Source organism: Methylomonas sp. 2F7 (assembly GCF_057126975.1).
The window spans coordinates 1,215,442-1,236,659 of record NZ_CP195203.1 but is presented as its reverse complement, the minus strand read 5'-3'; the positions used below and the strand labels follow the sequence as shown (position 1 = coordinate 1,236,659).

Annotated in this window: 18 protein-coding genes and 1 pseudogene; 8 read left to right on the top strand and 11 right to left on the bottom strand. The window is 54.2% G+C overall.

Annotated features, from left to right (window positions below):
- Position 1 precedes the first annotated feature (1 nt).
- The 7 genes from ACR64Q_RS05705 to ACR64Q_RS05675 form a co-directional block, all read right to left on the bottom strand.
- Positions 2 to 3,301 carry a PAS domain S-box protein gene (locus ACR64Q_RS05705; protein ID WP_313733886.1) on the bottom strand — a complete coding sequence of 1,100 codons (3,300 nt, stop codon included), beginning with the start codon at positions 3,299 to 3,301 and terminating at the stop codon, positions 2 to 4.
- 3 nt (positions 3,302 to 3,304) lie between these two features.
- Positions 3,305 to 3,925 carry a YfiR family protein gene (locus ACR64Q_RS05700; RefSeq protein ID WP_313733885.1) on the bottom strand — a complete coding sequence of 207 codons (621 nt, stop codon included), beginning with the start codon at positions 3,923 to 3,925 and terminating at the stop codon, positions 3,305 to 3,307.
- Between the two features lie 122 nt (positions 3,926 to 4,047).
- Positions 4,048 to 6,510: a TonB-dependent siderophore receptor gene (locus ACR64Q_RS05695; RefSeq protein ID WP_313733884.1), complete on the bottom strand. Its 2,463-nt coding sequence runs from the start codon at positions 6,508 to 6,510 to the stop codon at positions 4,048 to 4,050.
- Positions 6,511 to 6,797: 287 nt separating this feature from the next.
- Entirely contained in the window at positions 6,798 to 7,241 is a 444-nt protein-coding gene (locus ACR64Q_RS05690) for a roadblock/LC7 domain-containing protein (RefSeq protein WP_026604096.1), read from the bottom strand.
- 20 nt (positions 7,242 to 7,261) lie between these two features.
- Positions 7,262 to 7,675, bottom strand: coding sequence for a roadblock/LC7 domain-containing protein (locus ACR64Q_RS05685; RefSeq protein ID WP_020485519.1), 414 nt, complete (start codon positions 7,673 to 7,675; stop codon positions 7,262 to 7,264).
- Positions 7,676 to 7,708: 33 nt separating this feature from the next.
- On the bottom strand, positions 7,709 to 8,257 hold the full coding sequence (locus ACR64Q_RS05680; RefSeq protein WP_020485518.1) for a V4R domain-containing protein: 549 nt from the start codon (positions 8,255 to 8,257) through the stop codon (positions 7,709 to 7,711).
- Positions 8,258 to 8,280: 23 nt separating this feature from the next.
- Positions 8,281 to 9,126: an OmpA family protein gene (locus ACR64Q_RS05675; RefSeq protein WP_313733883.1), complete on the bottom strand. Its 846-nt coding sequence runs from the start codon at positions 9,124 to 9,126 to the stop codon at positions 8,281 to 8,283.
- Between the two features lie 326 nt (positions 9,127 to 9,452).
- Here ACR64Q_RS05675 and ACR64Q_RS05670 point away from each other — a divergent pair, with 326 nt between their 5' ends.
- On the top strand, positions 9,453 to 10,247 hold the full coding sequence (locus tag ACR64Q_RS05670; RefSeq protein WP_313733882.1) for an EAL domain-containing protein: 795 nt from the start codon (positions 9,453 to 9,455) through the stop codon (positions 10,245 to 10,247).
- A 15-nt stretch (positions 10,248 to 10,262) separates the two neighbouring features.
- Here ACR64Q_RS05670 and amrS read toward each other — a convergent pair whose 3' ends face one another.
- On the bottom strand, positions 10,263 to 11,345 hold the full coding sequence (gene amrS, locus ACR64Q_RS05665) for an AmmeMemoRadiSam system radical SAM enzyme (protein WP_313733881.1): 1,083 nt from the start codon (positions 11,343 to 11,345) through the stop codon (positions 10,263 to 10,265).
- 156 nt (positions 11,346 to 11,501) lie between these two features.
- Between amrS and amrB the strand changes: the two genes are divergently transcribed.
- The 7 genes from amrB to ACR64Q_RS05630 all read left to right on the top strand — a co-directional run bounded on the left by amrB (position 11,502) and on the right by ACR64Q_RS05630 (position 19,470).
- Positions 11,502 to 12,281: an AmmeMemoRadiSam system protein B gene (amrB, locus tag ACR64Q_RS05660; RefSeq protein ID WP_313733880.1), complete on the top strand. Its 780-nt coding sequence runs from the start codon at positions 11,502 to 11,504 to the stop codon at positions 12,279 to 12,281.
- Complete coding sequence (gene amrA / locus ACR64Q_RS05655; protein WP_313733879.1) at positions 12,268 to 12,825, top strand: AmmeMemoRadiSam system protein A; 558 nt, start codon at positions 12,268 to 12,270, stop codon at positions 12,823 to 12,825. The genes amrB and amrA overlap by 14 nt, the downstream gene beginning before the upstream one ends.
- Positions 12,826 to 13,029: 204 nt before the next feature.
- Complete coding sequence (zwf, locus tag ACR64Q_RS05650; RefSeq protein WP_313733878.1) at positions 13,030 to 14,496, top strand: glucose-6-phosphate dehydrogenase; 1,467 nt, start codon at positions 13,030 to 13,032, stop codon at positions 14,494 to 14,496.
- A gap of 31 nt (positions 14,497 to 14,527) precedes the next feature.
- On the top strand, positions 14,528 to 15,238 hold the full coding sequence (pgl, locus tag ACR64Q_RS05645) for a 6-phosphogluconolactonase (RefSeq protein ID WP_026604089.1): 711 nt from the start codon (positions 14,528 to 14,530) through the stop codon (positions 15,236 to 15,238).
- Between the two features lie 104 nt (positions 15,239 to 15,342).
- Positions 15,343 to 17,163: a phosphogluconate dehydratase gene (gene edd / locus ACR64Q_RS05640; RefSeq protein ID WP_026604088.1), complete on the top strand. Its 1,821-nt coding sequence runs from the start codon at positions 15,343 to 15,345 to the stop codon at positions 17,161 to 17,163.
- 141 nt (positions 17,164 to 17,304) lie between these two features.
- Positions 17,305 to 18,750: a decarboxylating NADP(+)-dependent phosphogluconate dehydrogenase gene (gnd, locus tag ACR64Q_RS05635; RefSeq protein ID WP_026604087.1), complete on the top strand. Its 1,446-nt coding sequence runs from the start codon at positions 17,305 to 17,307 to the stop codon at positions 18,748 to 18,750.
- A 90-nt stretch (positions 18,751 to 18,840) separates the two neighbouring features.
- Positions 18,841 to 19,470 (top strand): bifunctional 4-hydroxy-2-oxoglutarate aldolase/2-dehydro-3-deoxy-phosphogluconate aldolase, encoded by a 630-nt coding sequence (locus ACR64Q_RS05630; RefSeq protein WP_020485508.1) that lies wholly within the window; start codon positions 18,841 to 18,843, stop codon positions 19,468 to 19,470.
- Positions 19,471 to 19,523: 53 nt separating this feature from the next.
- On the opposite strand, the gene ACR64Q_RS05625 is transcribed toward ACR64Q_RS05630, so the two are convergent.
- The 3 genes and pseudogenes from ACR64Q_RS05625 to ACR64Q_RS05615 form a co-directional block, all read right to left on the bottom strand.
- Complete coding sequence (locus ACR64Q_RS05625; RefSeq protein ID WP_026604086.1) at positions 19,524 to 19,937, bottom strand: Dabb family protein; 414 nt, start codon at positions 19,935 to 19,937, stop codon at positions 19,524 to 19,526.
- A 49-nt stretch (positions 19,938 to 19,986) separates the two neighbouring features.
- Positions 19,987 to 21,000 (bottom strand): M48 family metallopeptidase, encoded by a 1,014-nt coding sequence (locus tag ACR64Q_RS05620; RefSeq protein WP_313733875.1) that lies wholly within the window; start codon positions 20,998 to 21,000, stop codon positions 19,987 to 19,989.
- Positions 21,001 to 21,210: pseudogene (locus tag ACR64Q_RS05615) on the bottom strand (DUF898 family protein); the annotation flags it as partial.
- Between the last annotated feature and the right edge of the window lie 8 nt (positions 21,211 to 21,218).

The window sequence follows — 21,218 nt, the reverse complement described above, 5'->3', positions numbered from 1 at the left end:
TTTAGTTCGTCCCCAGTACCTTGAGTATCGTCGGATACTCATAACTTTCGGCAAGCCGAGTCAATGCGGCGGTCACCCGCAGATCGTACGCTGCAATCTGCTGAATAATGCCACCTATACGCTCACTATCCAGATTTTTCACCGCCAACTCCAAATCCTCGCGTAAATTCTGCGGCACTACTGCGAGCATCTCCGGGGTCAAAATCAGGTCCTCGGGCAGCATTGCCGGCGGGTCGGCATAAACATAGCGCACGCCCAATAGCCGGGTCAGACAGTCGTAGATTTCGTTGGCTCGGTAAGGCTTACAGATTAAGTCGTCCATGCCGGCCGCCATGATATCCGTCCGTTGTTCGGTGAAAGCCGACGCCGTGACCGCCACTATTTTCACCTGTTTGCCGCCCGGCAAGGTTCGAATGATTCTAGTCGCTTCCAAACCATCCATGACCGGCATCTGCCTATCCATCCAGATTAAGTGCGGCTGCCAGCTTTGGAATAATGCCACGCCCAACTCGCCATTTTCGGCTACCTTAACCTGAAAGCCCACCGCTTCCATCAGATTCACCAGCAATAATTGATTCTCCAGCTGATCTTCGATTATCAGAATCCGATAATTATCCTGCCCAGGCATCAGCCCCAGAACCATGCGTTCTTCCAATCGGTACAAATCGGTAATATCGGCTGCCTGCGCCTGCTTCAGCGGCACATCGATGCGAAACAGCGAACCCTGTCCCGGTGAACTTTCCAGACTGATAGAGCCCTTCATCAATTGCACAAATTGCCGGGTGATGCTTAAACCCAACCCCGTGCCTTTGTTGTCGGCAAGCGGCCCGATCTGCACAAAGGGTTCGAAAATGTGCTTTTGGTCTTCAGCCGTAATACCAGGGCCGGAATCCTCCACTTCAATCAACAGATGGGCAATAGCGTTGTTCTTGGTGGACAGGCGTATTACGACCCCACCTTGCTGGGTAAATTTCAACGCGTTGCCCACCAGATTGATCAATACCTGGCGCAAACGGGCCTGGTCCCCGATGATATAGCGCGGAAATGCCGAAGACTGATCGACGACTAATTGCAGGTTTTTCTCGGCAGCGCGTACCTGCATCATCTTTATCACATCCAGCACCATTTCCCCCAAATCGAACGGAGCCTCTTCCAGTTGGACGCGGCCAGCTTCTATCTTGGCCATTTCCAACACCTCATTGATCAAGTTCAGCAAGTGTTCGCCGCTACGATTGATAATTTCGACGTTGGCGCGATCACTGTCCTGAAGCCGGGAGTTTTTCAGCAGAATGCCGGAAAAGCCGAGAATAGCGTTCATCGGTGTGCGCAGTTCGTGGCTCATATTGGCCAGAAACACACTCTTGGCTTTATTAGCCGCTTCGGCGGCATCGCGAGCCAGCAGCAGTTCAGCCGTGCGTTGCTGTACCGTATTTTCCAACTCATTTCGATAGCGTATCAGTTCGTTTTCCGCGCGTTTGCGATCAGTGATATCGCGGGCAATTTTGGAAGCCCCGACAATTTGGCCTTGCGAATTTCGCAGCGGCGACACCGTTACCGAGACATCAATCAATTGCCCATGCTTACAGCGGCGGACCGTCTCATAATGTCTGATCGATTCTCCGCGTCGCACTCTATCCAGGATTTCCCTCTCTTCATTCCGGCACTCGTCGGGTATCAGGATAGCAATCGAATCGCCGACAATCTCGTCGGCGCTGTAGCCGAACATGCGCTCCGCACCCTTGTTCCAGCTGGTGATGATGCTGTCGAGGGTTTTACCGATGATGGCATCTTCAGTGGATTCAACAATCGCGGCGTATTCAGACAACAATTTCTCGGCGTTTTTGCGCTCGCTAATATCCCGGCAAATTGCCAGGTTGTATATCTTCCCGTCGAACTCAAAGTAGTTACCGGTCACTTCTACCGGGAACACACGGCCATCACGCGTCCGGTGATGGGTTTCGAATTGCATTTGGCGGCGCACAGACAACTCCGGCCAAAATTTCTCCCACACTTCCGGCGACCAGCCGGGATCAATGTCAAACACCCCCATACCGCTGGTAAGCTCATCACGGCTGTATCCTAGTTTGGTGGCGGCACCCTGGCTCGCATAGAGAAACTTCGGATCGTTCTCCGGCATCAGAAATATGGATTCCTTCACCTGATCCAGGGCAAAAGTCAGCAATTGCAGTTGGTGCTGGGCCTGTTTACGCTCGGTAAGATCGTAGATCAAGCCGACGAATCCGCTGATGCCGCCGTCCTCATTCTGCAAGGCCGTTATGGAAAGATTCACCGGCACGCGTATGCCGTTCTTGCGGATAAAAGTCCACTCGTTTTCTTCGGACAGATTGCGCAGGGGACGCGCGGTAAAGACGTCGAATCCCGGAGAAATCAAGACACCCAGTTCTTCAGTCAATTTCTGAGCGTACCGCTCGACCTCTGCCCTATCATGCCAAAGCGCCGGCGTTTGTTTGCCTATCAACTCATCGGCCGTATAACCCAACAAGCGCTCCGCCGCTAAATTGAAGCTGGTGATAGTGCCGTCCGTGGTGGTAGAGACAATAGCGTAGGCCGCATTGTCCAAAATCGTGCGATGAAAGACGTTAAGCCGGGACAGTTCGATTTCGCGTTCCTCCACCGCAGCCATCATCGCGTTGAAACTTTGCGCCAAACGCGCTACCTCATCGGTACCGACGGCAGGAACTCGATGCCGGTAGTCAGCGGATTGCCGAACCCGCTCGGTAGCGACTGTTAAGGAAGCAATCGGCCGGATGATAGTGCGTCGCAGCACCGCCAGCTGCCCTAAGGTAGCCGCCAACAGCACCAGCATGCCGGCACCGAATAACCAGAATAACTGGTGCGTTTGCTGACTCAATTGCTCCAAACCCATCACAATGCGCAGACGCCCGCCTTTGCTTAGCCCCTGCAGCAACTCTGCGGTATCGTGGTTTAAATAAATACCATCGGGCAAGGCAGGCATATTCCGCGGCGGCTCGGAGGCGGTGTGGTTGAGGCTGGCCAGCATCCTTCCTATATCCAAAAAAATATCCGCCTCTTGAATTTGCGGATTGGCGCGCAAGGTATCCAGAACTTCCTGAGCCCGCACGGGGTCTTCGAAAGCCACCGCCGCCTCTGTACCCACGGCGACCAACTGCGCGTAAGGTTCCATGATCTGCCGGACGCGTTGTTCCAAGGTCATGCGGTGAAACAGTGCCAGCCCAGCCACAGCCAACACAAACGCCAACAGCGCCGCCCCCCAAAGCACGGCCGCAAGTCTGTTGTAAATAGTGGCATGGATGGACATGGCTTATCTCATTCGGCGCATCTCGCCGTTTTCCAAAATCTCGCTGGAAACTTCCAACATTTTGGTCTGAATCGTCAAGGAAACCGCTCGGGCTTGGTCGAGGTTGATGCTCATCCGCACCCTATCCGTCACTTGAAACCCTATGACTCCACCATCCGGTAAGAATTCCGGCTCGTCACTGACCGTCAGAACCGGTTGCTGTTTTAATACAGCAAGCGCCGTGCGCCGTTTAGCGGGATCCGCATAAGTCATGAACACAATCTGACACGGCGGCAACTCTGCCAGGGTAGCGGCGCGAACAATGACAAAAGTACGGCCCTGCTCCGTCCGCCCCCGCAAGGTCGTTTCCAAAATATCGCCAAACGGATCGGGTCCGAGAATTCCGATACACCAAGGCGCATTGCCGGCTGGAAGCGCCTGTTCCGGCCAAACGACGTAATGGGCAAAATTGCGCAGAAAGGCCGCTTTTACTTTGTAGGGGTTATCTACTACCACCTCCTGGCCGACTGCCAACCCGGGCAACAGCAGTAGCGCAACCAGCCAAAGAGCTGCCTTGGCATTGCGCCTCGAACATACCCTATTGCCGGCGCAGTGTTCGCAACACAGCTCCCCATTCGCGCTCAAACCCCTACTCCTTGCGTAACACATCCAGCATAAATCCCAATATCGGCAACGTCCAAGGCGCACCGGCTTACCGCAGCGAACCGATACCAATAGTCGGCTAGTTTCATAGTCTTAGCCCCTGGTCAGAACTTCACCGAAAAGTTGATCATCAACTCGCGGGGCCTGCTACGGCTGCTTTGCGAAGGCCGGTATTGTTCGTCAAGCAGATTTTTGCCCATCAGATCCACGCTCATACTATGCCCGCCCACTTCCCAGGTATAACCAATCAAGGCGTTCAACAAGGCATAAGTTTGCCGCGAGCTAGCCGGGCTATCGGGTAACAAAGTCTGATCGAAGACCAGATTGACACCGCCGCCCAGATGCAGGCCGCGCAGCGCCTCCACACTAAAGTCATAACGCGTCCACAGGTTGGCCAGATGCGGTGCGCTCATTTGCAGCGGAGCGTTGTGGAAACGATTGACGTTCTTGTAGTTAGCCCGCCCAGCCGCGTCGAGCGTGCTGGGATCTTGGGCGAGGATGGCATAGTCCCGACCGCTGAATTCGGTGATCCTGGCGTCCATGTAGCTGTAGGATAGATAGAGTTGCCAGTCGTCTGTCAGTTTAGCGGTGGCGTCCCATTCAATACCCCTGGAACGCTGTTCGCCGCTTTGCAGACCGTAGATGGTGATGCCGCCGGCGGAGTTGGTCAACGCCATATCGTTGACGATGTTTTTATTTAAGATCTCGAAGTAAGTCAGCGTGCTGGACAACCGACCGCCAAACCAGTCCGCCTTAACGCCGACATCGTAGCCCCAGCCCTCGGTCGGCTTAGGAATCGACGAGGTGCCATCGAGATTGTTGACCGGAAAAGTGCCGGGCACAAAGGATTCGGCGTAGCTGGCGAACAACGACCATTCGGGTGTCAGTTTGTAGAGTAGGCCATATTGGGGTGTGACCGTGCTCGCGGTGGAAGCTTGGGCCTGGCCGGTCTGGCGGTTTGTGTATTGGCTTTCTGTCGAAGTCCAGCGCCAACCGGTCAACAACAACAATCGGTCATCGAAAAAACCGAAGGTAGAGCTGCCGTAGACCGATTTGTCCACCGCATTCAAATTCTCGTCGGAGCCGCTGGTCGTCAGCCGGGATAAGGGTATCGCCGTATTGCGGTTCCAGGTGCTGGGATTGCCAAGATCCCACAAAGGCAAGGGCGAAGCGGTGGGAATACTGCCCAAGGCCGGATCGTTAGGCGCCTGGCCGGCAGTGCGATGGAAGTTGCGATCGATGTATTGACCGCCCAGCAGCAAGCGCAGACTGGCGAAGCCCAGGTCATACTTGCCGACGCCTTGCAGTTCTATCGTGTCGTCGCGGTTGCTATAGGCTTGCTGCCTGACCCGGCGACCCTGCAACAACGTGGTGTTATTACTCATGCCTAAGTTACCGGTAAACAACGCATCGACATCGTATTCCAGATGCGAATAGCCGGTACGCAGATTCCAGTGTTCGTCAGCCTTGAAATCTATCCAGGTGCTGAGATTATGGGTGTTGCTATGCCGATAGTCGCTGTAGGCCATGCTGTTCCAATTATTGGGCAAGCCTGGAACATCGACGCCGGAGAGGTTGGGGTCCGCGGCAGAAGGCAACACGCCGGCCTGGGTGCTGTAGCCGGGCTTTTGCATCAGCTGGGGCTCTTCAATTTTTTCGAAGTTTTCGTATTTTACCGAGACGCTGAGGCGGTCGCTGGGTTGCCAAAGCAAAGAAGGCGAGATATTCCAGGAATGCGCATCGTAGGGCTCCCAGTAATGCATATCCTGGTCGTAGGACGCCGCCAACCGGTAGGACAAGGTTTTTGTAGCCGGTCCCGTCACGTCAACATCGAAACGGTACTCGCCGTAGGAGCCGTAACGCGCATCCGCATTGGCGGCAAATTGACGTTGCGGATTTTTGGTGATGACGTTGACAATACCGCCCGGTGCGACCTGACCGTACAGAAACGATGCCGGCCCCTTGACCACTTCAAGCCGCGAGATATTGGTGAAATCCAGAATGGACGGACCGTGGACGCCGTCGCGCAGCGTGTGGATATTGCCGCCGGCCAAAGATCCAACCGCGAAGCCGCGAATGGCCAAGTTAGCGTTGCCTTCGTTGAAGTCGTTGCTGCGGTAAGTGACTCCTGGCGAATATCGGGCTATGTCGAAAATATCGCGGGGCTTTTGATCCTTGATGAAGGATTCGGTGAAGGCTTGCAGCGCAAACGGCAAGTCGCTGATCGGCGCATCGAAACGGGAGCCGGACACTGAATTCGAGGCGAGGTACCCGCTATCGAGCTGAGAGGAGACATCGAACGGCGACACCTTGACATTCACCAGCTCCAGCAGATCCATATCCGCAACATCCCTGCTGGCGTCATCGGCCTGTTCGGCAAGATTGGTGCCGGTAACGGTATCGTCAGCCGCTTTCATATCAGCCGAAAACGTCTGGCCAGCCTGGGAATCAGCTTCGAAGTCGCCGCCGATTTCCGCCGCCATCGTGATCGGCTGGCGCAGCACACCAAACACAAAAGCCAGTCTGATAGCCATGCCGACGCCAAATTTAGACCAGTAGTCTCTCATTTTGCATCCCCCTCAGTGATTTATTAACCCGGCCCTTAAACATTGCCCACACCCGCCTGGACTTCGACGAGCTCAGCCCGAACGGCATCCCCGTGATCAATAGGGCCGGGTAAATAACGATGATCTAGTTATTCTTTTTTGAAACCGCGGGACAACACCCGCCGTTCACTAATCAGCTTAGTTCAGTTGGTAACGGAGGGCAATTTCTACGAAGAAGGGGAATGGCGTTTCTCGCAACCACCCTGCGAGAAGGAAGAAAACGACGTTGTGTAGACAGCTGCCGCTGTCTATTTGGCCTGACTCAACACAGAGGCCAAATTGACGCCCTTAGGACTGGAGATACACAAAATGATAGGCCCGACGCTGAGCATTGCCAGCTTGTTTACGGCACCGACAATGACGATCTGTTCGATCTCGCCCAGACCCAGCGAGCTTTCACCGTGCTGAGCGGCACGAATGGTTTCCTGAATAATCGCCCCGAACGCATCCATATTGGACGCTTCCGCAGATTGGGCCAGAATCAGGCCGTCGTGGTAGGCTGCGCAAGCGCTTACGCCATCGATCTTGACCACTTTATCCACCACAGACTGCACGGCGTCGATAAATGCCGCGCGCTTTAGGCGGGTGGCTTCGCTGACATTGACGATGTCGGCCGCAGGTTGTCGGCGCGCGGCGAGATAATCGTCGGCGAGCGTATCGAGCTGCGCCAACTGCGATTCAAACCAATGCATATTTAGGCTCTAGGCAGCGGTTAATTGGCCAGATAACTGGTGAACAATTTTTTCAATACCGGAATGGTTTCTTTCAATTCAAACCGCACCCGGCCCAACAAGGCTTCCCGCTGGGTTACCAGAGCCAAAATGAAGCCCCCGTCAATCGGCGTGGATAAAATATAACCATCGTTGTTTTCGCAAATCACCATATTGGTCAAATGATGGCCGACGTGTTGCGCCGCTTTCGCCGCCGCGCCGAATACCACCTGCACGGAGGCGCCGATGGCGTCGGTGTTGATTTCGAAATCGCGGTGGATATGCGTGACAAAGCCGTCGCTGTCGACAATGGCCGCCGCCGATACGCCCTGGATGTTCATCAGATTACGCAAAATGGAATCGATTTCGTTGTTCTGAGATTTTCGCGGGTCGAGAAATTGGACATTACTACTCATGCTGCTCTCCTGATTCTTTTAATAATTATCAACCTACAGTAAATCGACGCGGATTAAACAAGTCTTGTCGCCCAGCGCATTGCACTTGGTTTCGGTCGCCTTCACATTGCGATTGAAAAAGGTTCTGACGATGCCGCCGACCATGCCGGCTTCGAAATGGCAGATAGGCGCAGACACATGATGGATACCGGCACAGGAAACGCATTCGTCCACCCTTAACTCCAACACCCCCGCCGACAAGTCCACTTTATCCGGCACTACCAAGCCGATGCTGAGCTGCCGGCACAATAATTTGATTTTGCCGACATAGGTTTCCAAATCCTTATCGATATTGGCGGCGGCAATCTGCCCCATGGCCAAGCCCAAACTCTGGCCGGAATGGTAAACCAGCGACGGCGCGCCCTGCCCTAATATGTCTTCCACGTTCGATCCCAACGCCACCATGCGCAGGGCTTGAAACAAGCGGATTGGAATTAAGGGCCCCAAATCTTTGCGGTTTTCGATATCGAACTCGCCTGAAATAATGCCGTCGAGAATTTGCTGTTGGGCTATCTGATAGTCTGATTTACTGTTTTGTATCATGGCGTCTACCCTCTTCAATTCGGTTAATTATCCACACACTGCAATTCGACCCGACGATTTAAGGCCTGGCCCTCTTTGGTATCGTTCGGCGCCGCCGGTTTTCTCATGCCCTCCGATGCGGTGAAGATGGCTGTTGAGCCGATACCTTTGGCGATCAACAGTTTTTTAACGGCATTGGCCCGCGTCAAGCCCAACTGCAAGTTGGCGGCATCGCTACCCAAATTGCAGGTATGCCCGATCAGCTTTATCCGCTTCTGGCAGCCTTTGGCCGCGCTCAATAGTTCGTTGCCGCTATTAGCTGATTCCGGCGTCAATTTGCTGGAATCGAATTTGAAATACACGGTAAAAGGCGTCGTGACAGAGGTTTGCACGACGCTATCCGCTGACGCTTTGGGAATACCCGCCGCTGTCGGTTCGGTGGGTAACTCAGGCAACGCGTCAGGGGTCAGAATGTCGGCATCGCCGGCAGCCGATTGTTGCGCGTTTTGATTTGCTGCAAGCGCGTGATCCGATTTAGCCTCGGCAACCATTGTTGGAGCCGCTTCGGCTGGGGGCTGCGGCGCTGGGGTATCAGTATTTTCCGCGGCTACAAGCGGCTCTGACGCCGGGCTTTTGACTGCCGTTGCCTGATTATTTAGGGCTGCGGCCTGGGTAACGGCTTCCGGCTTTTGCGTTAAATCCGGCACAAATACCGCAAGCAAGGCCAGTGAACCAATCACACCAAGCAACCATGGCACATTGCTGTGCATAGGCTTTTTTAGGGTTTTGTCTGATTTGCCTTGCGGATTGCCGGATTTAAGCCGCGCTTTGTCCGTAGACGGAATGATGCCATCCAGGCCGTCGTGATCGAGTGATCGAGGTTTTTTCATGGAATTCCCTTAAGTTCCGTTTGCCAAGCCTGCTGAATATTTGCAGGGACAGTGTGAGCAGGCACCGACTTAAATTTGTTGGACTATCATATGCAAGTTTCCATGCATAATCAAAGTTCATGCTGGTTCAAATAATTAAATCTTAGGATTTGACACTTAACTACTTAAGTGAATCCTGAAATCAAGCTGCTCCAGTAACATCAAAAGCTTGCGAATTAAACATTTATTCCAATGAACTTCGCTACACTTGATAATTATGACCGCAAAGAACGCCCCCGCTTAAGCAAGGATGGCTAACATCCTGATATCGATTTCGAGAATACGCTATGCCAGAAAAAACCGCGCCAAATTCCCCACAGACCAACGTCAGTAACGACCTACCCGGTTGTAACCGTTGCCGAGACTTGGAGGAACTGGATTTCGACTTTAGTTTTGCCTATCAACCCATCGTCAATTTTTTTGCCCGAACCATTTTTGCGCACGAAGCTCTGGTGCGCGGCGTTAACGGCGAATCGGCCGCATCGATATTAGGCAAAGTGACCGATGCCAACCGCTATCGCTTCGACCAAAACTGCCGGATTAAAGCCGTGGAAGGCGCAGCGAGATTGGGTATCCAAGAATTTGTGTCGATTAATTTCATGCCGAATGCCGTTTACCAACCCGAAGCCTGCATCCGCTCGACTTTTGAGGCTGCGCAACGCTACAACTTTTCCAAAGACCGCATCATTTTCGAAGTGGTCGAGGGCGAGGATGTGTCCGACCGTCCGCATTTAATCGATATATTCACCGAATACCGGCGCTTCGGTTTTAAAACCGCAATCGACGATTTCGGCGCGGGCTACGCCGGCCTGAACCTGCTCGCCGAATTCCAGCCGGATGTACTGAAACTGGACATGGATTTAGTACGCGACATCAATCTCAGTAAGCCCAAGCAGGCGATTGTCGCCGGGGTTGTGCAAATCTGCCGCGAACTCGGCATCGAAGTGCTGGCGGAAGGCATTGAAACCAAGGCCGAGCGCGATTTTCTGTTGGCCTGCGGCGTCACGCTATTTCAAGGTTACTTATTCTGCAAACCCGCATTTCAGGCTATCGGCCAAATCAATGCGGACGCTTGGTCTTAGCGGTAAATCAGCCAATTAAAGCCTTACCGCCTGGCGTTTAGCGCCCCAATCGCCCGGTAAGGGATTGAATACGCCCGCGCAGGAACTACCGCAAAACCGGCAATTGCCGGCGGCGTCCAAATTCCAATCCGACAACTCATACCAATCACGACCGATCAAAATTTTGCCGCAACTATGGCAATAAGTGCTCTCCGCCGACTTGTCGTGAACATTGCCGACATAGGCGTAACGCACGCCGTTTTTCAAGGCAATGCTGCGCGCCAGCAATAATGTGGATCGCGGCGTGGGCGGCGTATCCGTCATCTTCCAATCCGGATGGAACGCAGTGAAATGCATGGGTACATCCGGTCCCAAATGTTCGACCACCCATTGCGTCATGGCTTCCAATTCCGTCTCGGAATCGTTTGCGCCGGGAATCAGCAAGGTAGTCAACTCCAACCAGACCGGAGTTTCGTGTTTTAAATATTGCAGCGTTTCCAGCACCGCTTGCAAATGGCCGCCGGTGATCTTGTGGTAAAAATCTTCGGAAAAAGCTTTTAGATCGACATTGGCGGCATCCATGTAGCGATAAAACTCGACGCGCGGCTCCGCACAGACATAGCCGGCCGTGACCGCCACAGACTTCAAACCCAGCTCCCGGCAGGCTTGAGCCGTATCGATGGCGTATTCGTGGAAAATCACCGGATCGTTATAGGTATAGGCAACGCTGCTGCAACCATGTTCCAAAGCGGCCCTGGCTATCGCTTCCGGCGCTGCCCGGCTCATCAAGGTGTCCATTTCCCGCGACTTGCTGATGTCCCAATTCTGGCAAAACTTGCAGGCCAAATTGCAGCCGGCGGTACCGAAGGAAAAAATCGGCGTGCCGGGTAAAAAATGGTTTAGCGGCTTTTTCTCGATAGGATCGATAGCAAAACCGCTGGAGCGGCCGTAACTGGTCATCACGATTTGCCCGTCCAAATTCTGGCGCACAAAACACAAGCCACGTTGGCCTTCATGCAATTTGCAAAAGCGCGGACACAAGTCGCACTGCACCTTGCCGTCCGCCAACACATGCCAATAACGGGTGGCTGCGGTATCCGCGCTGAGTAAAGTAGTCATGGCGATGCTCCTTGAACCCCAAGCATAAAATCGGGTCGTTATCTGCAAGAGTTAGCAGTAGAATAAACCCTGGGCGAGCGTGGTATTCAATTTTTTGATAGGCCGCGGTCCACCCGGCCTCTGATCGTATTAAAACTTTAAAAAAAGGATCAGCGCATGAACAGAAAACCCGCCGTGGCAGGACGGTTTTATCCTGCCCACCCCCGACAACTCCATGACGCGGTGTCCGGCTATTTGCAGGACGTCAGCCCAACCGGCAAAGTACCCAAAGCCATAATCGTGCCGCATGCCGGCTACATTTATTCCGGGCCGATAGCGGCTACCGCCTATGCCCGTTTGAAGCCGGCCGCTGCCAGTATTACCCGCGTGGTACTGATCGGTCCCTCACATCGCGTGGCGTTTCGCGGTCTGGCTGTCAGTAGAACCCACGCTTACACCACACCGCTCGGCGATGTCGAGGTAGATAAAGCCGCCATCGAAGCCTTATTGAATTTGCCGTTTGTCGAATACATTGAACAAGCCCACACCCTGGAACATAGCCTGGAAGTACATCTGCCGTTTTTGCAGGCCGTGTTACAGCAATTCACATTGGTCCCCATCGTGGCCGGCGACGCCAGTCCCGAGCAAGTCAGTCAGGCGCTGGAGCTGTTGTGGGGCGGCGATGAAACCTTACTGGTCATCAGCTCGGACCTAAGCCATTATCACGACTACGACACCGCCAAACGCCTGGACCAGGCGACCAGCCGAATGATAGAGCATTTGCAATACACCGAAATCTGCGGCGAGGCCGCCTGCGGCAAGGTGCCGGTCAACGGCTTGCTGAAACTGCTGCAACAAAAAGGCCTATCAATTAAAACCATAGACCTGCGCAATTCCGGCGACACGGCAGGCGATAAACAACAAGTGGTGGGATACGGTGCGTATGTCGTTGACTAAAACCTTGCAAACTCGGTTGCTGGAACTAGCCCGGCAATCCATAGCCCACGGCATGCAAACCGGTCGGCCGTTACCGGTCGATTTGGAGAGCTATCCAGCGGAATTACGCGAAATCTGCGCGACTTTCGTCACGCTGGAACGCCGTGGCCAATTGCGCGGTTGTATCGGCATGCTGGAAGCGGTAAGGCCTTTGGTGGAAGATGTAGCGGAAAACGCCTTTGCGGCGGCTTTCCGCGACCGGCGTTTTCCGCCGCTGGCGGCCAAGGAACTGGCCGATCTTGATCTGCATATTTCCGTACTTAGCCCCGCCGTAGCGATGAAATTCGCTTCGGAAGCGGATCTGATTGCACAACTTCGCCCCGGCATCGACGGCATCATCTTGCAGGAAGGCGGCCGGCGCGGCACTTTCCTGCCCTCGGTATGGGATGATTTACCCGATCCCGCCCAGTTTTTACAACACCTAAAACAAAAGGCCGGCTTACCCGCCGCCTATTGGTCGGACACGATGCAAGCCTATCGTTATACCACCGAGATGTTCGGCTAATAAGCAACCGTTTCGTGCCCCACCAACCCAAGTAAATCCGGCCCTGGCGGCCTTTGATCTTGTTCCGAACCGGCAACGAACATTATAATAGCGGCATTTTCGACTGATCCGGGCCCAGAGTTTCCTGCAACGTGCGTTTATTTTGCGCGCTGAAATCGACATGCCAAAGCCGATCAACCCTCTTCTTCATTCCTGGTATCACTGATGAAAAATCAAAATTACAAACCTTGCGACCTGGTGATTTACGGCGCATTGGGTGATCTATCGAAACGAAAGTTACTGATTTCGTTGTATCGTCTGGAAAAATCCAATTTGCTGGAAGCCGATACCCGCATTATCGGCGTTGATCGACTGGAGGAAACCAGCGAAGGCTTCGTCCAAATTGCTCATAACAGCCTGAAATCGTTCTTACACAAAGAGATAAACCCCGAAATCTGGGGCCGGCTGTCGCAAAGATTATCGTATCTGAAAATCGACCTGACTCAACCGGAACAATATCTACAGTTGAATGCCGCAGTTGATCCGGAAAAGCGGGTGATGGTCAACTATTTCGCCGTGGCGCCGTTTCTATTCAAAAGCATTTGCCAGGGTCTGCAAGGTTGCGGTGTATTGACTGCCGAATCACGGATGGTCATGGAAAAACCCATCGGCCATGACCTGAAATCCTCCAAGGAAATTAACGATGTCGTCGAAGAAGTATTCCAGGAAGATCAGGTCTACCGTATCGACCATTACCTGGGCAAAGAAACCGTATTGAACCTACTGGCCCTGCGTTTTGCCAATTCCATTTTTACCACCAACTGGAACCACAACACGATTGACCACATCCAGATTACGGTCGGGGAAGACATCGGCATCGAAGGCCGCTGGGAATACTTTGATAAAACCGGCCAGCTGCGGGACATGCTGCAAAACCATTTGCTGCAGATTCTGACTTTCGTGGCGATGGAGCCGCCGGCCGATCTGGAAGCGGAAAGCATCCACATGGAAAAAATCAAGGTATTAAAAGCCTTACGGCCGATTACTGCGCGCAACGTCGAAGAGAAAACCGTGCGCGGCCAATATACCGCCGGTTTCATCAAAGGCTCGGCGGTGCCGGGTTACCTGGAAGAGGAAGGTGCCAACAAAGAAAGCACCACCGAAAGCTTCGTGGCGATTCGGGTGGACATCGACAACTGGCGCTGGGCCGGCGTGCCGTTTTATATGCGTACCGGCAAGCGGATGCCCAATAAGCGTACCGAAATCGTCGTCAACTTCAAGCAGTTGCCGCATAACATCTTCAAGGACAGCTTCCGCGATTTGCCGGCCAACAAACTGGTGATCCATTTACAGCCCAACGAAGGCGTGGACGTGGTGATGCTGAATAAGGTGCCTGGCATAGACGGCAACATCAAATTGCAACAAACCAAGCTGGACTTGAGTTTCTCGGAAACCTTCAAGAAGAACAGCATCTTCGGCGGCTATGAAAAACTGATTCTGGAAGCCCTGCGCGGCAACCCGACGCTGTTTTTAAGCCGCGAGGAAATCGAACAAGCCTGGGCCTGGGTCGATTCGATCCAAGATGCCTGGGAACAAAGCCACAGCGCTCCAAAATCTTACCCGGCGGGCAGCTGGGGGCCGATTGCCTCAGTGGCATTATTGGCCCGCGACGGCCGCTCCTGGGAAGAGTAATCAATCTGTATCCATCACGAGAACAACGAACATGGTTAGAGAATTTTTTTTCGAACAACGTAGTCACCTGTTTACCGCCTTGGTCGCCGAATGCCAGGATGTTTTATCCGAAGCCGTCAGCAAACACGGTCAAGCGACTTTATTAGTATCTGGCGGCACTACCCCTGCCCCGCTTTACGAAGCTTTGTCCAAATCCGATTTGAATTGGAAAAAAATCAAGGTGGCATTGGTGGACGAACGCTGGGTGGATAATCAACACAGCGCCAGCAACGAGGCATTAATCCGCCGCAGTCTGCTGATCAACAACGCCAAAAACGTCGAGTTTATCGGTATGAAAACCCTGGCTAGCACAGCCAAACAAGGCCAAGCCGAAACCGAAGACCGCTACGCCAAACTGCCGCAGCCTTTCACGCTGAGCATCGTCGGCATGGGACCGGACGGTCATACCGCCTCGCTGTTTCCGCACGCCGAAGGTCTGGCCGATGCGTTAAGCGAGGACAATCAAAATCTGACCGCAGCCATCACCGCCATTCAGAGCGAAGTGACCGGCCCCAATACGGAACGCCTGACCTTGACCCGCAGCGCCTTATTAAAGTCAGAACGCATCGTTATTTTGTTCACCGGCGAAGATAAGTTGGCGGTATTCAACAGCGCCCAGAAACCGGGTCCGTTAGAGGACATGCCGATCCGGGCCTTATTGAATCAGGAAGACGTGCCGGTGGAATTGTATTGGGCACCTTAGTCGCTTAATTTTAGGGTGGGTTAGACGCGCATAACCACTTACTCTCGATTCCAAAACGCCGTTCGGCGCGTCGACACCACCCCATCTGCTGCCCTGGAGAGCTTATGCATCCTGTTTTAGAAAAAGTGACCGCCGACGTGGTGGAACGTAGCCGAGAAAGCCGCGCTGCCTATCTGGCCCGCATTGATGCCGCTATTGCCAACGGCCCTCAACGCACCAACCTGCCTTGCGCGAATCTGGCCCACGGTTTTGCCGTGTGTTCAGCGGCTGAAAAAGACGCCCTGTCGCATGCCGTGAAAGCCAACGTCGGCATTATCTCCGCCTACAACGACATGCTGTCGGCGCACGAACCGTATCAACACTATCCGGAATTGATTAAGCAGGCCGTACGCGAAGCCGGCGGTGTCGCCCAATTTGCCGGCGGCGTACCAGCGATGTGCGACGGCGTGACGCAAGGCATGCCGGGCATGGAGTTATCACTGTTCAGCCGCGACGTCATCGCGCTCTCCACCGCTATCGGCTTGAGCCACAACATGTTCGACGCCGCCCTGTATTTGGGCGTGTGCGACAAAATCGTGCCCGGCTTGCTGATCGGCGCCTTGAGCTTCGGCCATCTGCCGGCCGTTTTTGTACCCGCCGGCCCGATGACCACCGGCATCTCCAACAAGGAAAAATCCCGCACTCGGCAAAAGTTCGCCGAAGGCAAAGTCGGCGAAAAAGAACTGCTGGAATCGGAATCCAAGGCTTACCATAGCCCCGGTACCTGCACGTTCTACGGCACCGCCAACAGTAACCAGATGATGGTGGAAATCATGGGCTTGCACTTGCCCGGCAGTTCCTTCGTCAACCCATATACCCCGTTGCGCGACGAACTGACCAAGGCTGCCGCCAAACAAGTGTTGAAATTCACCGCGCTGGGTGACGACTTCCGGCCGATTGCTCACGTCGTCAACGAAAAAGCCATCATCAACGCGATTATCGGCTTGCTGGCCACCGGCGGCTCGACCAATCACACCATCCATTTGATCGCCATCGCCCGCGCGGCGGGCATTATCATCAACTGGGACGATTTCGATAATCTGTCAAAAGCCATCCCGTTATTGACCAAGATTTATCCGAACGGCCCGGCCGACGTCAATCAGTTCCAGGCCGCCGGCGGCATGGGTTTATTGATCCAGGAATTGCTCGAGCATGGTTTATTGCACGGTGACATTCTGACCATCGGCGACCAGCGCGGCATGGCTCAATACAGCCAAGTGCCCACTTTGAACGGCGACAAACTGGTTTGGGAGCGAGGGCCTGCCAGCTCACTGGACCCGGAAGTGATTAGCAGCGTAGAACAACCCTTCGCTACGGGTGGCGGTCTGCATGTGATGCACGGCAACCTGGGCCGCGGCGTATCGAAAATTTCCGCTGTTGCGGAAAAACATCAGGTAGTGACTGCGCCAGCGATGGTCTTCGATGACCAATTGGACGTGGTAGCGGCCTTTAAACGCGGCGAACTGGAAAAAGACGTGATCGTAGTGCTGCGCTTCCAGGGCCCGAAAGCCAACGGCATGCCGGAATTGCATAAACTGACCCCGGTGCTGGGCGTATTGCAAGACCGCGGCTTTCATGTCGCCTTGGTCACGGACGGCAGAATGTCCGGCGCGTCCGGCAAGGTGCCGTCGGCGATCCACATGTGGCCGGAATGCATAGACGGCGGTCCGCTGGCTAAAGTCCGCGACGGCGACATCATTGCCTTAAACACCCAAACCGGCGAAGTCAACGTCCAAGTGGATCAAGCCGAATTCGATGCCCGGGTGCCGACTCCGAACAGCGCTACCGGCCACCATTTCGGCATGGGCCGCGAACTGTTTGGCGCAATGCGAGCAAACGCATCCACCTCGGAAACCGGGGCGACTAATCTGTTTTTCGTGGACTGATATTCATACGTTTTAAGCAATGCCGTCTTAGTTTCACTTTGCCAAATCCGTCCTTCCACGGAAGGACGTCTTTCTTGAAACCAGAATTAAGCAACATTGTGTCATAACCCCACAACGACAACGTTTACAGTAGGCAAGCACATGAAAGCAAATATCGGTTTAATCGGCCTGGCCGTCATGGGACAAAATTTGGTCCTGAACATGAACGACCACGGATTCAAAGTGGCGGTGTATAACCGCACGACCAGCAAAGTCGATGAGTTTCTCGACGGCCCGGCTAAAAACACCCAAGTCATTGGCACGCATTCCCTGGAACAGTTGGTCAATAGCCTGGAATCGCCGCGCAAGGTGATGTTAATGGTCAAGGCCGGTACTGTCGTCGATCAATACATCGACGACTTGCTGCCCTTGCTGTCAGCCGGCGACATCATCATCGACGGCGGCAATTCGCTGTTTACCGACACCAACCGCCGCACTCAATATTTGCAGGAAAAAGGCTTACTCTACGTAGGCACCGGCGTATCCGGCGGGGAAGAAGGCGCCCGGCACGGTCCGTCTATCATGCCCGGCGGTAACCAAGCAGCCTGGCCGGCGGTTAAGCCGATTTTTCAGGCGATCAGCGCCCATGTCGACGGCGACCCCTGCTGCGAATGGGTAGGCGATAACGGCGCCGGCCACTACGTAAAAATGGTGCATAACGGCATCGAGTACGGCGACATGCAGCTGATATGCGAAGCGTATCAATTGTTGGCCGAAGGGCTGAACTTAAGCACCGATGAAATGCAGGCAATTTTCGCCGAGTGGAATCAAGGCGAATTAAGCTCTTATTTGATCGAAATCACCGCCAACATCCTGGCTTACAAAGAAGACAACGGCCAACCCTTGCTGAACAGCATTCTGGATACCGCCGGCCAAAAAGGCACCGGCAAATGGACCGGCATCAATGCGCTGGACCTAGGTATCCCGCTGACACTGATCGGCGAATCTGTCTTTGCCCGCTGTTTGTCCGCGCAAAAAGACGAGCGCATCCGCGCAGCCAAAGCCTTGCCGAAAACCAGCGCCAGCTTTAGCGGCGACAAAGCGGCGATGATTCAGGCTATCCGCCAAGCCTTATACGCTTCGAAAATCATTTCCTACGCACAAGGTTTTCGGCTGATGCGCGAAGCCGCCAAGGAATACAAACTGGCGCTGAATTACGGCGAGATTGCCTTGATGTGGCGCGGCGGCTGTATCATTCGTAGCCAATTTCTGAACGACATCAAACAGGCTTACCAGCAAAACCCCGATCTGGAAAACTTGCTGCTGGCCGATTTCTTCGTCGATGCCATGAAACAAGCCGAAGCGGGCTGGCGCCAAGCCGTGATACTGGGCATACAATTGGGCATTCCAACGCCGGCCTTCTCGTCTGCCTTGGCCTATTTTGACGGCTACCGCACCGAAAGACTGCCAGCCAATCTGCTGCAAGCACAAAGAGACTATTTCGGCGCGCACTCGTATGAACGTACCGACCGACCCAGAGGCGAGTTTTTTCATACCGACTGGACCGGACACGGCGGCAAAACCGCATCGACAACCTATACGGTTTAAGGCTAAGGCATTAGACCGTTACTGTTTTGTCAAACACGCACGCTTAACGGCGTGGGTTTTCCAAGCACCATCACATTAGGAAAATAAGAAATGACCGTATCAATAAAAGAAGTCATGACCACCTCGCCGGTAATGCCGGTGATGGTAATCAATCAACTCGATCAAGCCGTGCCTTTGGCCCGCGCATTGGTGGAAGGCGGATTAAAAGTATTGGAAATCACCTTGCGCACGCCGGTAGCACTGGATGCCATCCGCCGCATCAAAGCCGAAGTACCGGGCGCAATTGTCGGTGCCGGCACCATTATCAATACCCAAACGCTGAAAAACGCCATTGATGCCGGCGCAGAATTCATCGTCAGCCCAGGCGTCACGGACAGTTTGCTGGATGCGGCTCTGGCTTCCGGCGTACCGATTTTGCCCGGCGTCATCACCCCCAGCGAAGTAATGCGTTTGATGGACAGAGGCATTACCGCGATGAAGTTTTTCCCGGCCGAAGCGGCGGGCGGCATCCCGATGCTGAAATCCATCGGCGGCCCCTTGCCGCAAGTGACCTTCTGCCCGACCGGCGGCGTCAATCCGAAAAACGCGGTGGAATATCTGGCGCTAAGCAATGTCGCCTGCGTGGGCGGCTCGTGGATGGCACCATCCGAACTGGTCGATGCCGGCGATTGGGCGGAAATTACCCGCCGCGCCGCGGAAGCCTCCGCTTTGAAAAAATAGACTACAGAGTCGGGTTGCGGCCAGCGCCCAACCCGACTCAAACTTGCTCGGTATCATTCAATAAAATCGTAAACCCTATACTTATCCACTAAGGGCCGCAGCACCTGTTGCGCCACGCGCAGATAGTCCGGATTTTTTAAAAACGCCTCGTAAGCCTGCTGACTTTCGTAAACGCTGGATATCGCCACATCATAGCTTTCATCTAACGCAGCATTCGTTCGTCCACGATTAATCGCCGCCGGTGTACCGACATCGTAAGCCAGCACGCCCGGCAATTTAGCCAAGCCTGCACTGTCTTGAATATATTGTTGCCGCAGTTTTTCATCACCAGCCTGTTTCAACCAGACTATGACCACGTGATGCACTTTGCGATTTTGCGCCTGCTGGTCTGGCTTGGCAGTATAGGCACAGCCGGTTCCGCCGGCTGCCAGTAGCCCCACCAGCGCTAGGACATAAAGACGTTTCATGGTTTTTTGTTCTCCTGATACATATCAATTAATCCGGCTGCCGAGCATGTTACAAGCCGCGCAAGCGCTTGATCCGTTCCTCGGTGTTGGGATGGCTGGATAAATAATCCAGCGCTTCAACCGACTCTACCGGCTGTTTCGGCGCCGCGGTTTGGTGAGCCGCCTCCAGTTTTTCCAATATATCGGCCAGCCGGCTAACCGGAATACCGTTAGCGCGCAACAATTCGGCGGAAAAAGCATCGGCCCGGCGTTCGAAATCGCGCGAATAGCGGGTTTGTAATAATACGGTCGGCGCGACGGCCAGCAGACTACTGACATCGCCAATGTACCAAGCCATCGCCAAACCGACCACGGAAGCCTGTAACATTTGTCGCAAGGCATGTTTTTCATGAACATGACCCATTTCATGGGCCAGAACCGCCAAAATTTCTTGGTCGTTACTTGCCAAATTCACCAAGTCATCAAGTACAAGTACGCTGCCGCCGGGCAAAGCGAAGGCGTTGGCGCCCAATGTCGGGCTAGCGCGAAATTCAATGTGCGCCGGACGGTCCTGACCCGGAGGCAAGACCAGGCGCTGCATGCCATCCTGAACGGTGTGCCGACGTTCCTCGGCTAGTTTACTGGGCATCAACAAGGTTTGATCGAGGCTGGCGAAAAACTGATTATCCATCCGCTCCAGCAGATAAACCGGCACCCGGTCAGCCACGACCCGCGCCACATAAGGCAGTCCAAACAAATACACAACCGCAAGCAGGCTCAAAGTTAGCAGCAGCGCCGCCAACGCATACCACCAGCTATTCTCCATACCGGCCACCGCACTATTACCTGCATCCTGCAACATCTCGGCAAAGCCTTGCCGATCGGCCACTTCGCAACGGCCGCCGTCTGCGAACAAAATCAGGCGCGGCGTGCTGCCGAGCGGCGGCGGAATTTTCAGACTGGCTAAATCTTCACGACGGACAATGTCCCGGCCCTGCAACAACAGTTTGTCGCCCTCCACACAGAGGGTAACCGGATGCGGCCGGGCTTGCCGCCCGTCGTAGTACACAGCCGTGAGCCACATTTACAAGGCAATATCGAAATCAAACATCTCAGCCATTTCCTCGCCGGCGGCGGAAGTATTGGTTTGCACACCGGCTACACACTCGTCGATGCTCCCGCGCGTTAATAGTGCGACGCACTCGATGCGATACAGCGCCAAGCGAATAGCGGCAAACTGCTTGTACAAGCCCAAAGTCCACAGTACATTACCAAACATAATACCCACCATCTCCCGCGCCC

Excerpts from the sequence above, each read along its gene's own strand:
- gnd (WP_026604087.1), top strand. The coding sequence starts at position 17,305 with ATGAAAGCAAATATCGGTTTAATCGGCCTGGCCGTCATGGGACAAAAT.
- zwf (WP_313733878.1), top strand. The coding sequence starts at position 13,030 with ATGAAAAATCAAAATTACAAACCTTGCGACCTGGTGATTTACGGCGCA.
- amrA (WP_313733879.1), top strand. The coding sequence starts at position 12,268 with ATGTCGTTGACTAAAACCTTGCAAACTCGGTTGCTGGAACTAGCCCGG.
- ACR64Q_RS05695 (WP_313733884.1), bottom strand. The coding sequence starts at position 6,510 with ATGAGAGACTACTGGTCTAAATTTGGCGTCGGCATGGCTATCAGACTG.
- amrS (WP_313733881.1), bottom strand. The coding sequence starts at position 11,345 with ATGACTACTTTACTCAGCGCGGATACCGCAGCCACCCGTTATTGGCAT.
- ACR64Q_RS05690 (WP_026604096.1), bottom strand. The coding sequence starts at position 7,241 with ATGCATTGGTTTGAATCGCAGTTGGCGCAGCTCGATACGCTCGCCGAC.
- ACR64Q_RS05670 (WP_313733882.1), top strand. The coding sequence starts at position 9,453 with ATGCCAGAAAAAACCGCGCCAAATTCCCCACAGACCAACGTCAGTAAC.
- ACR64Q_RS05630 (WP_020485508.1), top strand. The coding sequence starts at position 18,841 with ATGACCGTATCAATAAAAGAAGTCATGACCACCTCGCCGGTAATGCCG.
- edd (WP_026604088.1), top strand. The coding sequence starts at position 15,343 with ATGCATCCTGTTTTAGAAAAAGTGACCGCCGACGTGGTGGAACGTAGC.
- pgl (WP_026604089.1), top strand. The coding sequence starts at position 14,528 with ATGGTTAGAGAATTTTTTTTCGAACAACGTAGTCACCTGTTTACCGCC.
- ACR64Q_RS05705 (WP_313733886.1), bottom strand. The coding sequence starts at position 3,301 with ATGTCCATCCATGCCACTATTTACAACAGACTTGCGGCCGTGCTTTGG.
- ACR64Q_RS05680 (WP_020485518.1), bottom strand. The coding sequence starts at position 8,257 with ATGATACAAAACAGTAAATCAGACTATCAGATAGCCCAACAGCAAATT.
- amrB (WP_313733880.1), top strand. The coding sequence starts at position 11,502 with ATGAACAGAAAACCCGCCGTGGCAGGACGGTTTTATCCTGCCCACCCC.
- ACR64Q_RS05620 (WP_313733875.1), bottom strand. The coding sequence starts at position 21,000 with ATGTGGCTCACGGCTGTGTACTACGACGGGCGGCAAGCCCGGCCGCAT.
- ACR64Q_RS05685 (WP_020485519.1), bottom strand. The coding sequence starts at position 7,675 with ATGAGTAGTAATGTCCAATTTCTCGACCCGCGAAAATCTCAGAACAAC.
- ACR64Q_RS05625 (WP_026604086.1), bottom strand. The coding sequence starts at position 19,937 with ATGAAACGTCTTTATGTCCTAGCGCTGGTGGGGCTACTGGCAGCCGGC.
- ACR64Q_RS05675 (WP_313733883.1), bottom strand. The coding sequence starts at position 9,126 with ATGAAAAAACCTCGATCACTCGATCACGACGGCCTGGATGGCATCATT.